General features: G+C 32.2%; 9 protein-coding genes. 2 read left to right on the top strand and 7 right to left on the bottom strand.

Annotated features, from left to right (window positions below; all coding sequences use genetic code 11):
* Positions 1-8 precede the first annotated feature (8 nt).
* The 5 genes from EG339_RS23640 to EG339_RS23655 all read right to left on the bottom strand — a co-directional run bounded on the left by EG339_RS23640 (position 9) and on the right by EG339_RS23655 (position 8,924).
* Complete coding sequence (locus EG339_RS23640; RefSeq protein WP_123872512.1) at positions 9-5,240, bottom strand: hypothetical protein; 5,232 nt, start codon at positions 5,238-5,240, stop codon at positions 9-11.
* A gap of 731 nt (positions 5,241-5,971) precedes the next feature.
* The gene (locus EG339_RS23645) at positions 5,972-6,721 is read right to left on the bottom strand and encodes an HNH endonuclease (RefSeq protein ID WP_080780215.1); all 750 of its coding nucleotides are present in this window, start codon (positions 6,719-6,721) and stop codon (positions 5,972-5,974) included.
* A gap of 653 nt (positions 6,722-7,374) precedes the next feature.
* Entirely contained in the window at positions 7,375-8,079 is a 705-nt protein-coding gene (locus EG339_RS23650; protein WP_123872513.1) for a hypothetical protein, read from the bottom strand.
* A gap of 239 nt (positions 8,080-8,318) precedes the next feature.
* Positions 8,319-8,471, bottom strand: coding sequence for a hypothetical protein (locus EG339_RS24425; protein WP_164466483.1), 153 nt, complete (start codon positions 8,469-8,471; stop codon positions 8,319-8,321).
* A gap of 171 nt (positions 8,472-8,642) precedes the next feature.
* Entirely contained in the window at positions 8,643-8,924 is a 282-nt protein-coding gene (locus tag EG339_RS23655; RefSeq protein WP_080780217.1) for a helix-turn-helix domain-containing protein, read from the bottom strand.
* 382 nt (positions 8,925-9,306) lie between these two features.
* Here EG339_RS23655 and EG339_RS23660 point away from each other — a divergent pair, with 382 nt between their 5' ends.
* Both EG339_RS23660 and EG339_RS23665 read left to right on the top strand, forming a co-directional pair.
* Positions 9,307-10,122 (top strand): RNA polymerase sigma factor, encoded by an 816-nt coding sequence (locus EG339_RS23660; RefSeq protein ID WP_123872514.1) that lies wholly within the window; start codon positions 9,307-9,309, stop codon positions 10,120-10,122.
* Between the two features lies 1 nt (position 10,123).
* A complete protein-coding gene (locus tag EG339_RS23665) occupies positions 10,124-11,218 on the top strand; it encodes a hypothetical protein (RefSeq protein WP_123872515.1) in 1,095 nt (364 codons plus the stop codon).
* 305 nt (positions 11,219-11,523) lie between these two features.
* On the opposite strand, the gene EG339_RS23670 is transcribed toward EG339_RS23665, so the two are convergent.
* Both EG339_RS23670 and EG339_RS23675 read right to left on the bottom strand, forming a co-directional pair.
* A complete protein-coding gene (locus EG339_RS23670) occupies positions 11,524-12,684 on the bottom strand; it encodes a hypothetical protein (RefSeq protein WP_123872516.1) in 1,161 nt (386 codons plus the stop codon).
* Between the two features lie 278 nt (positions 12,685-12,962).
* Positions 12,963-13,946, bottom strand: coding sequence for a toprim domain-containing protein (locus tag EG339_RS23675; protein WP_123872517.1), 984 nt, complete (start codon positions 13,944-13,946; stop codon positions 12,963-12,965).
* Between the last annotated feature and the right edge of the window lie 104 nt (positions 13,947-14,050).

Consider the following 14,050-nt stretch of genomic DNA (forward strand, 5'->3'; position numbering starts at 1 on the left):
AGTAAATCTTACTCAATAATTCTGTTTTGTAATTCTAATCCTATCGGATTTTGCTTAGCAACTAAATACAAAACTATTTTTTTAAAATTGTTAAGAGCTTCAGGGTTATTAATAATCGTGGGCTTATTCTTTTCCCATAAGTGACTCGCCATTTGTGCAAGTTCGTTTTTATATTCAAAAGGAACTCTAATCAAACCTTCCGGTAGTTCTGTCTTTTCTTCCTCATTGCAAAAATTTATATATTTATTAATAATCTCAAGACCTTCATTTAAAACAGTTAATCCGGGCTTAGTTTTTAAAATTTGAGTTAATCTGAAAATAATATGAGGATTCAATGCTTTCTTTTGCATAATCTTTATATCCCGAGCCGCAATTTTTTTAAAGAAACTGAAATATTTATCATCATTCCAATATGACAAAACCAGAGCAGAAACTCCCATTAAAGTTTCCCATAAATTATCTTTTCGATAATGACGTTTGAGTTTCCAAGCGGGAGACTTAGTAGCAAAATCAAGCATTACTTCCCATTGCTTTAAAAAGCTACTATGCAAATCGCTATGTGCCAAGTGATGGACAAAGAAAGAGCTGCAAAAGTGTTCTACCAGATCTGCTGCAAGAAAACCGTACTGCATGATGCCATCGGAAAAATATTCTGCTTGCACCTCGTCCTTTTCATTGGTTTTCAAAATTATGATTGCAATACTCTCAATAACCCACAGATGAAATTGAGAAGGATAATTGTCAAATTGCTTTAGATCTTCGGGCACTTCTCCCAATTCATAAATAACTTGATCAAACAGCTGTTTCCAAATCTTTAACAAGTGATCTCTTTCTCTCCCCTTACATTCATTAATGTCAGGCAATTTTAGAAAAATATGCCATAACATTTGAGTATCGATTCCAGGATTATGTCCGTTTGAAACATCATAATCATTATCCCAATAGCGATTTTTAGACTTTAGTTCAATTATTCTTAAATTTGACCACTCAATTAAAGTAGTGTTCATTTTATTATTTTTAAAATCATTTATCAAATTATTTTTTTCGGCTTTTAAGTTGCTTTTTGACTTTGTCTGCGATAAAAAATTTTGCTTTGATATTTTTGCATCTTTGTATAGAACAGCGCTCCAAGATATTAAGAGATTTTGTACTTGTACGAACTTCGGATCAGACCATTTAAAATTCTTTTCAAACTCCTTAATAAATGCTGAAATAGCCTCATAAGGACTATTCAAAAGTAAAGTTGCGGTCATAAGGCGAATTTTTGCCTCTGAAGTTTCAGACAACCACAGCATTGATATAATGATTGCAGCAAAATCTGACCAGGAATACCCACCATAATTATGACTAATGTGATTATAGTCAAATTTATAATTATTAATTGTTTCTTGAGTATAATCGATAATCCACTGCATGACTTGAGGATAATTCTCCTCCCAAACTTTTTTATGCCTCAAAAGCAATGCACATCCACCTAAAACCATCTGATGTTTTCCGGATGAAAAGCTGTAAGGAGTTTCATCATCTATCAATGCATACTGTTGGACTTTATGCCATAGCTCCATACATTCTTCAGTGGAGTATTCATCAGATTTTTCCAGCTCCTGAAAGCATACAAAAGGAAATACACGATCAGCATTTGAATTATCCGACTCTTCTCTAATCTCTTTATATCTTTGAACTTCCTCTTCAGGTTCAATATAGTTGTAGTAGTCACCTTGAGGACTCTCAACTAAAATATAGTTATCTATATTAAAAAAAGAAATGAGCCTTTCAAGAAAAACTTCCCAATACCCCTTCGAATAGAACTCTTGTAATAACGCTTTCCACTGTAATTTTATATTCTCAAACTCTTTCCTAACAATATGGTTATTTAAAAATAAAAATACTGAGACATCTAGAAGAGAATATTTTCTATGAACCATATTATTCCATTCTTTTGCTTTTTCAAATGTATCGTGATCAAAAGATCCCATCATTTGCATACCTGATGAATTCAAGGCACCACCGTAACTATTTTCCCAACGGTAAAAATCATATACTTCAAGTAATGGTTGTAATACTGTTGAAAATAGTGGTGGATTATATTTTCCAGTCGTTATCAAAATACTCAGTAAGGCTATAGAGTTGCCTTCTTTTAAAATTAATTCGGCATATTTTTCAACATTAGTATCATTGTCACTACTGTCATACAAAAATTTCTCTAAAGCCATTAGAGCACTGACAATAGTATCGGGAGCGCTTGTGTTATTTCGAAACCAATAATATACGTTATGATCTCCAATAAATTCCTTAATCTCACCTTCGATATCTAATTTGATCTTCGGTATTTCTACCTCCTCTTTATTAAACTTATTAGACCATTGAACTGTAGCAAAATTAATAAGCTTAATAATAAACGAAAGACCTGCCTCAGGCCTGTATTTTAAAAATTCTAAAAAAGGACCGCGGTCGTAAAAAGGAGGAAACCACCGTCCGGAAGTATTAATATCGAGATTATAATTCGATTCGTATCCAAAACGCAAGTTTTTAGGTTCGTCAATAAAAAGAGCTAGCAAAATTTCGGAAGCTACGTGGGGATACTTGACTATCATCGGAAAAAAAGCAGAGTCATATTTGCAAACTTTTTCAAAAGCATCATCAACACTTTCATACGGTCCGTCAGGCCAGTGCTGCTTATCCCTTACAATTTCATACTCGAAAAAGGATTTTCGAGTATTTTTTTCCTCTTGCAAAGATGATTTACTTTTTATTTCTCTCTCAACCCTTATTCTTTTACAAAGTTTTAACGCCAGTTCTATTACTTCATCAGGATAATCGTCAACGGCTAGTAGAAATGCTTTGTAAATTTCCTGATCTACATGTCTTCCAACATAACCTCCATTATGCTTAAACTCAAACATCCAATTGGCAACTTCCAAAGCTATTTCAGAGCACTCTTTTCTGTATTGAACTTTATTTGCAGTGTACTCAAGCCAAAGTTTTACAATTTTTATAGTTTTCTCTTTAGCGAGAGTAATAAAATCATTTTTTTTAGAAATTATAAATTCAAGAACATCAAACCAGTACTGATGGTTCGGCGTTCTGTAGTAAGAAGATGCTTCTGCAATGCTAAATTTACCATTTTCTTGTACATAATTCATAATAGTCTTATTAGGAACAGTAGCTTTAAGAAGAAATCGATCCAGAAACCTATGAAGCACATCACCATCGTTCTCACCAAAGAAATCCCAGAGGGAATCTAAATATTTGTATGGGTTTGCAGAAAAAATAACAGATTCTAAAAGAAGATCCTGAATTATCTTTTCTTTAGGTTCAGCAGAATCCATTAAAGTAAAAAGATTGACCCATTTAGAAGAATTATTATTGCCTTCAAGTAAAAAGATTCCATATAGACGTATAGCTTTACACCATAACGGTGAGATAATATCTTTCGATAGAAGAAAAGGTTTTATCTGATCTTTATTGGCTCTGATTAGTTTATACCTTGCCCAATCTCCGAACAAGTCATGGATAAGATATAATCTATCTTGAGATTCATATAGAATTTTCGATTTTTTGAAGTCATCTACAGGTTCTACTTCGGCAACTCCGAAATCTGAAATAGGAACACCCGAGGTTAGTCTTTGCGCCTGCTTTTCAGAGAAATCCTGAATAAACCTAGAACCTTTCGTCCCGTTAGGCTCTATTTCATACTTCCATATCCAATCGATTATTGTTGACTCTCCAATAAATTCTAATCCGGTAAGGTTTGAATTTCCCGAAACATTATGGGCTAGTAAATCCAAATATTTTAAGTTGCTTAAAATAGGTATTAGATGCTGATGTCTAAATAAATCTGATATTTCCGGAAAAGATTTAATAAGCTCTGGAATATATTTTTGTACGTCAATATTTAATTTTAAATCTGCTCCGGTTATGACCAGATTTTTTCTTCGAATTTTATCCAGTACACTCTCATAGTCCTCCATTTGGCAAGTAAAAAATATTTTCCATTTACCTGACGTTTTAATTGACGATAAAATAGGGACTATTAAATCAAATTCTGTATCTTTAAAAAACCTGTCTACACCATCAATAATCAGATATCCTTTCGATTGTATATTATTTACAATATCAACAATATTATGCTTTAGTCCAAAAAAGTCTTCTATACTTTTGTTTTGGACAACTTCAGAATCAATCCAAATGAGTTTGTCATTTTCTTTTAACTTTTCAAGAATATATTTTTTTGCTAAAACTGATTTCCCATAGCCGGATTTTCCTAAAATGAAAATATTATTTATATCTGCAAACAATTCGTCTATTTCTTGAATCTCTTTTTCAGTAGCAAAAGAAATTTTATTTCCAATTTTATCTGGAATTAAATCCATTTTGGATTTACTTTGCCTGATAATTTTCCCCCAATCATCGTAATGATCAGGAAAGCCTTTGAGGTTAAAATAGTCTTTTAGTTTTAATATTACTTTATCATAATCAAGAAAGCCTGATAATGGCCCCTGCTCGCTTCTTAAAGCACATAGGGCTTTAAATAGACTCTCTGCTTCAATATGAGAAGAGCTAACCAGACAACCCTTACAGATTTCAACAATATTACTTTCGTCTTTAGAATGATCATTTTCAAAGTCAAATTCAATAAACAAAATTCGGCTAAGTAGCATTATCGTATCAATTGTAGTAATATTTTGTTTATTTCCAATTACCAAAGGACAATGAAATCCGTGATAAATTCTTTTGACACTCTGTGAAATCGACCTGTCATCAGAATTAATTCTTTCATGTAAATCATGAGGATCACATTCTTTTACAAGTCTCAATAAATTATTTAGATTGGATGAATTTTCTATAGATAGCCGCGCATTGATAATGCATAAGTAGTCGGTATCAGCACAAAAAACTCTCTCTTCAATATTCAGATATTGATTCCAGAGATCAGCTAATAACTCTTTGTTTGGGCCTGCCCCACTTATTTGAGCATTACTTTTACACGAAACTGCAATTTTTCTTCCAATACCTTTATAATTAGTACTAATTAAGAAATCGTCCAATAACCATCCATCAGATCGCACTTGATAACTGATCTTATTAATATATCCGATCTCGCTATCAAAAATAGGCCTATTTGATAAAAAATGTGATATAAACCAAGCAGAAGCCTTATCTTCAAAAACAAATCCTCCTCCACTAGTTTGCTTTGATGAAGCCGTTTTACGAATATTCTGTTTATTTCTTTTTGACATTCTCATTTAATAAAATAGTTAAAAGGTGAACCGTTAATTTACTAATTTATCTATTATTGTTTAGGTAACAATACCCATAGGATATGAAATTGGATCACCGAGAAAAAAGATGAGCTAAAATATAACGTTCATAAATATAAAGAATCCATCAGAGCTTACTGCGGATACTATATTTTATCAACAACTTCAAGAAATTCACTACTTGAGAATGTATCAACTTTTTTCGCCTTTTTATCTTTCAGATTGATAAAATTTTCATAGACTTGTTTTACTTGGTTCATACTTGATGGGGAAATTTTAATTACTGCTTTACAGTCTCGACATTCGAAACTAACACCAGCAATTAGTTCCTGGACATTAAAGTTATAGGTCCAATACATACAGGACATTGTATAGTTTGATTTAAGTTCATGATATTTAGATTTAACTTTAATTATTTACTAGACTAAATTATAAATTTTGAAGTAAAATTATCTCCGTATAAAACACGCAATTGACTTCCATTTTCAAAATGTATAGATGTTAAAAAAAACAAGTATTGAAAATTGCTTACAAATTAAATAAAAGAATTTTTCCAAGTATTCCACTTAAAGAAATCAGGATCTGCCACGATTTCTCCTTTGAATTTATAGTCTGATATATTATATATTCCAAAGTCAGCAATTGACGGTAGGTTAGTTAATAGGTGAGAATCTTTAATAGAATCATTTATAATCCAAACATTAGTAGCTCTAAATCTCAACAGGAAAATATACCGGATAAAATTTTGAAGTAATAATCTTATTACCTAACTTTTTATTATTGCATTTTTTACAAAGCAATTGCAGATTAGATATATCATTAACTCCACCTAAATTTAAAGGAACAATATGATCTAATTCTTTATTAAAATCAGTTTTTAGGAGTCCGCTCAAATCATTCAAACAAATAGCACAACATCCTCGATCTCTTAAAAAAACTGCTTTTTGCACCCAAGTTGGGAAATAACTGCAACGTTTTACTTTTCCATCACTTTTTAAATAAGCTGGAAAATCTTCTGTTTTAAGATCTTTAATATAATCTGCAATTAACTTATTAAATGAAAGACAAAACATTCTATCGCCAAATAATAATTGAAATGTTTCATTAGCTATTTTGGGAATTAAATATTTTTTTATTTCATGCTCCAAATAGTGTATATATTCAGAACTTTTCTTTTTCTTCTTTTTAATTTTACATTTATAAGCTTTAAGCAGACTTTCCCACTCAGGAGCTAAGGTATCAGGATCACCCTTTTGTCCAATATATTCAATTTCAAAAAACAACTCGTTTTTTATATATGTATGTAGTATTGTATTTGTATTTGGCTTAACTGCTTTTTCCAAGTCTAAATCAATAAAATCAAGAATATAATCATCTTGATTATTTTCCAATATTTTTTTCTTTAGGTGACCTGCTAAATTATAAGCATAACCAAAATCCATCTGGATATATCTTTCCATAATTATAAAGTAATATTTCAAACTTAAATATACTATAAAGAATTTTCATCGTTATGTTTATAAAGATCAATAATTACTTCATTACCTCTCTCTTTCAGCTATTTTATTTTCTCTTAATGATAGAATTCATCCTATTTTTGCTAAATATTTTCTATACTTTATTTGCTTAAAATTAAGCGTCTAATACTTAAAAATATCAATTTTAATATCACTAGAGCGCAATTTAATTTCTCTTGTGGAGATATTTTTAAAGGAAATATTATAACCAGATATTTCAATTGTATCTCTTTCATTTAAGTCTTTAATCGTTTGAAGTAACCAAGTTTTAAACTCCAATGCTTTCTCATAAACCATGAAATTAACTGTCTCAAAATTATTTATTTGAAGAGGATTCGACCGTAATGAAATAAATTACGTTGTTGTTTCTAAATCTTCTTTATCAATCCCGCTACTGGAAGTTCTTGGAGGATTATTTCCTATGCTTCCTCCAGAGGGATTCCCAGTTTTACTTGGCCTGTCTTTGTTTGCGTTACTCGTAATGCTTAATTTGTTAAATAATGCTTACAACTTTTAATGTCGTTGTTCGGCTCGTTTTGACCAAAAGGTGTATTCGAAAAGAATGACAAATGTTAATAAACGTTAATTTTATTAAATTAATTATATCCGAAGTCCGCCAATGGATGTTTTATCTGTTGTCCTACAGGAAGTAAAGAATTAAATTTTATTAAAACTTTGATTACTTGTTCAAATAGCAATAAGGAATCTTTATAATTAATGTTATTAGTTTGGTTTTCTATAAGTTCCAATTTCACTTTAGCAGTATTAATAACTGACGTCTTATCCTCTATTTCAATTGAATGATTTGGGTTTGTATGTATGCCTACATTATGTATAGTATTTCTTAAGTAGAAAAAATAAATAATGATATCTTTCTCGTAAGCATCAATGGTAGAAAACAAATTTGTAACGTTTGTATCAAGTAATTTCTCAAAAGTCGCTTTTATTGAAGTCTTGTTGATACTGCCAGGATTAGCCTCCAGATGCCGGGCAATTGTTCTGAAATTAATTTCTGTAGAAATAAAGAGCTTTGTAAATACGGCATCTTTTATAAAACCATCGAAATTATGACCTAAGGTTTCAAGATCGGCACTTGTATATTTATCATATATCTTAGCTTGGACATAATCTATGTTTTCAAGTTCTTTCGATAAGATTATAGAAATAAGAAAACTTTGTACTGATTGAGCAATACTATCAATTGTTATACTCCTTACATCTTCTAAATCAGAGTATGTATTATTATCACTAATAAAATTTAAGAGATTTCCGGCGAGATCAATTTTTTCGTTAGTTTTCATAGAATAGTTTTTTTATTTAAAGTTGTTATATAATATTTTACATTCTGAAAAAGAATCTAATTCGAGTAAGAACATCCAATAGATATTTTGTTATTTCTTCTTTTTCACTGCTTCCCATTAAAGAAAGACGTAATAAGGTAAATTATATTTTTCATGAATTTATTCTTCTTAAAATCTATATCACTTTATTTTGTTTTTTTCTGATTTAAATTAAATCATTAATTACTATCTTTCAGTCACTACTTTTTAAGATATTGCTGTAGTACTTTAAAAATATTCTCTGCTCTATGTTTGGTAGAGAATTTATCACCAAAAGAAACCTTTTCATCGTTAGCTAGTGCTTTAAAAATTTCTTCTTTCACACTATCAGGCATTTTATCTCCAAAATTCATTCTTTGAAATATCTGATCGCATTCAAAAAATAAATTAACACGATAAGATTCGGCGGCCTTGGCATGAAATCCGTAAATGCACAAATTTAAAAATAACTTCAAAATGAGAATTCAGTATTTTCACTGAATTTTCAAAGATTTATCTTTAAAAAAAGAAAATCCTAACTATCGTCAGGATTTTTTACTTTTAATTGCTTTAATATCGTATTTATTATCTCGGATCGGTTCATCAGGAAGAAAATCCTTAATGGAGCATCCTAAAGCTATTGCAATTAAATTTAAATGTATTAGATTATACTTAGCTTTTTTAGAAGGAGCTTCTATCTGTGAAATAAATCCAATATTCTTCCCAATAGAAAGAGAGAGTTCCTCTTGGGTAATGCTCTTTGATTCTCGTATTTCTTTAACACGTTTTATAACATATCTTTCTATTTCGTCTAATGATTCATTCATAAATCAAAGTGAATAAAAAACATCAAAAAATATTATGTACTATAGTACATATTTTAGAAAATTTCTTTATATTTGTAAAATAAGTTATTGAAATGTAACTTTGCGATACTTCAAAGAAATATAGAAGCTATTGCTTAGAATCTCGAACTGAAAACTGGTACTTTTTAATATGCGAGAGGATAAGTAAGGTAGCTCACGACCTAGGCGTGAGCTCACTTATCTGCATATAAGGTATACCAGTGCCCCAGTTCGGATATGTTGAGTTTCACGCCATTTATTTGCGGACATGATGCAGTGAGATAGTGTATAAATGGTGCAGATAATTCGTCCTGAAATCTAAGCAGTTCCTTTTAGCAATAATTAAGCTGAAAATATACCGCTTATGAAGAAAAAACACTTTCTGCCCCGAATGTTGACTGATCATCAGTTATATGAACTGATGAAAAAAGGCAATCCCACCGCTCTCGAACACATCCATCTGCGCCACAAGAGACTTCTTTTCTGGGTTGGATTTCAGGTGCTTAAGGATGATTTTGTAGTGGACACTATTGTTCAAGATACGTTCCTTAAATTGTGGCTACACCGCGACAGCATTGAAACACCTGATCATATTACAGGCTTTTTACGCTTTGTGATGAAAAGGGATTGTATAGCGTATCTCAGTGCTCCCAGAAATAAATTCACGCGCTTAATGGCTTCTCTTGACAGTTTTGAGAATTATCAGGATTATCTTGCAGGTTATGATCCTCTGAAGAATAAAGAATATTTATATAGCCAGGAATCCGACCAAAAAAAATTCGATGAAATCATAAAGGTCTTACCCGTTTTGAATCCTAAAAGAAAACACCTGATAGAACTTTGTCTAGAATATGGTTTTCAGTTCAAACCTATCGCAGAAGCTATGGGAAGCAGTGTGACAAGCATAAGCACGGAGGTGAGCAGAGCCATAAATGATCTTCGTAAAATTCTTAAAGTTACTTCATTTGAGCCACCACAAGAAAAAACTTTCAATGAAGAAGAGCAGTCAGAAAAACTCAGCAGTCAGCAACTCGAGATTATCAAAAAACGGTTTGAACAGAAATCCTCTTTTGCAGTGATTGCAAAAGAACTCAAACTGCCGGAAAAAGAAGTCCAACGGGAATTTCTGAACGCCTATCAGCACCTGCAAAATCAAAACCGTTCTAAAATACCGCTTTAATATGGAAAAGTCTACTATAACCCTGACCCGAAAAATTCAGCTGGTCATTGATGTTCCATCTGATAATAAAAGCGAGATGTGGGAAAAGCTTTACCGTTATCAGAACCGCTGCTTCCGTGCAGCTAATCTGATTGTTTCCCATCTTTATGTGCAGGAAATGATCAAGGATTTTTTTTACCTCACCGAAGAAATCCAATATAAGTTAGCTGATGAAAAGAAGGATGAGATGGGCATCTTTAACCGCTCAAAGACAGGAACTACTGCAAGAATGGTCTTTGATCGTTTTAAAGGAGAAATTCCCACAGACATTCTGGGATGCCTGAACAATACGATCCAATCAACCTTTTCTAAAAACAAAGCCGACTATTGGCAGGGATCAAAATCGCTGAGGAACTTTAAAAAGGATATTCCCATTCCACTTCCTGTTAAATGCATCAGTAAACTAAAGTACGATACTCAAAAGAAAGCGTTTAGCTTTAATATGTTTGCGATTCCTGTCAAAACTTACTTAGGGAGAGATTTCTCGGATAAACATTTAGTCCTAGAACGGCTTTTAAGAGAAGAAATCAAGCTGTGCAACTCACAAGTTCAGCTGAAAGACGGTAAGATCTTTTGGCTTGCGGTCTTTGAATTTGAAAAGGAAAATCACGGATTAAAACCCGAAATCATTGCAGAAGCGACTCTATCATTAGAACATCCAATCGTGGTAAAAGCCAATAATGTACGAATGAATATAGGCTCGAAAGAAGAATTCCTCTACCGCAGGCTGGCGATCCAAGCCAGTAATAAAAGGATTCGAGCCGGAGTCGCTTACTCCCATTCAGGACATGGAACCAAACGGAAACAGAAGGCACTGCACAAAACAGAGAATCTGGAAAACCGTTTTGTCAGTCATCGACTTCATCTTTACAGCAGGATGCTGATTGATTTCTGCATCCGGCAACATGCAGGCACCTTGATTCTTAAAGATCAGGAAAACAAAATAGGGATTGCAAAAGAACAGGAGTTTGTGCTTCGCAACTGGAGCTATTATGAATTGCAGACCAAAATAAAATACAAAGCAGAAAAAGCCGGTATCGAATTGATCATCGGATAGCTAAAAAAATGAGGGTGCTTGTAAACCCATAGGGTGAGGTTTTGAACACTCACTAAATACTGGAAACTAAATACTTTTTCTGGTGTATACAACGGCGTGGGTTTCTTTTTTTTCAAAATGAAGAAAGCATTATCAAAAAGCAAAGTATTGCAATAGGAGAATCCTACAACACAAGAGGTGTCATCAATCAATCCAGCGAGATTGTTTACTTGATTGGTTGCTTCCCTGCATTCTTGCCTTCCTGGCTTCTTGCTTCCTTGATTGCTATCAATCAAAAGAAATTACTCTGCAATAAGTTGCGGTTATCAGAGTCTTTTTATCTTTCTTTTATTTTGAATTGGAATATCCTCGATCTCATAATTTGTACTATTATTACCGAATTGCAACAAAGAGAAAAGCTGATTTGTAATCTCAGTATCTTTAAAAATCTCATTGAAGGCAGCAAATGGAACCGTATTTTCTTTCGAAATTTTCTGTGCTATTTTTTCCATTTCCGATATCAAATTTTGATTATTTGTTCTATCTAAGTTTGGACTTCTATATCTTGAAAATTTGATTTCTCTTTCAAGAATATTAGTAACAGAATCTAAAAATTTTTTCTTTTCAGAAGCAAAAACGGTCGGGTTGGACAATAGAACGGCGTTTGTGTTTTTGAATAGATATACTTGTTTTTTTAAATCATCAACCCTTGTATTGAGCTCAGTAATTTGTTTTGACTTAGACTCTAACTCAGTTTTATTTTTAAGAATTGTGCTTTTATAAGTTCGAAGTGCTTTTTGATAATTCGCAATTGTTTTGTCAGTCTTAATTTTTTTAAAACCTAAAAAATCATTTTCCTTTACTATCAGCTCTTCCGATTTTTTGGAACTCATCTCAGATTTCATCGTATTGAATCTTTCTTCCAAAACTTTAAGATCTTCTTCTTTTTGCTGAATTTTAAATTGAATAGCCTCTAATCTTCCTTTCGATCCAGAAATTCCTCTTTCCATATTCAGGCATTCAGCGGTCAGATCCTGCATTTTTGAATAGTGGTAAGATTGATGTTTAAGTGTTTTACCAGTTTCCAAATCTTGCCAGTCAGCCACCAAATGAGCGTGGTAATTGGGTTTCCAATCTTTCGTGTCTTTATCTGTATGACCTTCATCTTTATGAATAGCAATTTGAAAAACACGAATATTCAATTCTTCTTCTAGTCTCTTCGCCAAGTTTTGAAGTTCCAGCATGGTTGTATTTTCTTTGATAACAACTACAGCTTCCCGAACTGGCATTGCATTCTTCTGCAATTTCCTTCCGGACTTTTCTTTACAGTATGCCTCGATTTGTTGGATTCGGTTTGCTATTTTCTGCTCCATCCAATATTCATTCTTTGATGTCAGATCTTTACGTATATAGTCAAAAGTCTTCTTTCTGAAATTATGAGTTTCAGAATCCGATTTGACAGCTTTAAAATTAATTGAAGTCTTCATTATTTTTCATCTTTAAAAGTTTATCAAAGATTTCTTTGATTAAAATTGCTGTAAAATATTATGCAGAATTCCAATTTACCTGTGCATATTTTGCGCACCTTTGATAAAGACCTGTGTGCTTTTTACACAGGTTTTTACCAGTCAATCTTAGTCTATTTTACTCAGGTTAGAAGCCTCGCAGAGCGTATTTGAAACTTTGTTGGGAGGAACGACCTTCAAAGTTGCGAATGCGCTCCTAACTTCTGCGGGTAGTTGGTGAAAACATACAGCACGATTTATCAACGTTTCATTTTAAAACCATTTGAGTTTCTAATTTCTGGTTCCGGCTTTCTCTCTTCTGTTTTATCAGCTTCAGAAAATTTTATAGAATTCTTACCTAAGTTAATCGAGACATCATTGTTTATCCGATGCATCAAAAATTCGTTCAGATCTTTATGGTTTGAATAGGCACTCGAATGATCTTTTGCTTCTGGAAAAGATTTTATGATTAAAGACTTACATTTCATCCCTGCATTATCATTATCTAAAAAAAGATTGATATCAGAATAATTTTTCAAATGTTCTATGGATTTGTTTAAAAGAGCAATGGAATTCATTACGAGAATTTCTCCTGAGAAAGATTTCTGCATTTCTATAAAAGATAAGGCATCCATAAAGCCTTCAAAAACTGCTACACCTTTTACATTTTTATCTTGAAAATTTAATATATTCTGTACATTACTATTGAGATTAAATATTGAAATATCCTTTTTCAACAATGAACCTTTATAAAAAGAATTGCGAAGCTCAAAGCCTCCGGATAAATTCTCGAAGCCAATTGCGTAGAGTTTCTTTTCTCCGATTGTAAATCGTACTTCTTTTATATAATCATAGATTTTAGGACTTAATCCACGTCCCTGCAAATATTGTTTTAGGTTTGGATTTTGGAGACCCAGTATTTCATCAATTCTGTAATTTGGTTCTGACTTTTTCACCTGTGCTTGCTGATGAAAAGAAGAAAAATTTTGTTTTTTCGCCCAGTCCAAAACTTCATTTACCGAGGTCTTTAAATATTTCTTCATAAAATCGGTGTTATTACCGCCTATTCCTTCTGAATGAAGATACCAAGCATTAAGTCTTTTATTTAATTTAAATGAGGCTTGGGATTCGCTGGCAAAGGGGTTGAGATACCAAGCTTCTTTTTCATTTTGTTTCGTGGGAAGGTGTCCGAGAGAAAGGAGGACTTCTTCCAACGATATGCTGTTAAATTGTTTGCAGTTCATAGAATTAAATTTTCGTATTGTGAATGAGATATTTTTTGTTGAATTGTTGAGTAAACATTGTAACCTATTGATTAAATACAATTTGGATATTCAACAAAGTCTCA

It is taken from the genome of Chryseobacterium bernardetii, assembly GCF_003815975.1.
Classification (GTDB): Bacteria; Bacteroidota; Bacteroidia; order Flavobacteriales; family Weeksellaceae; genus Chryseobacterium; species Chryseobacterium bernardetii.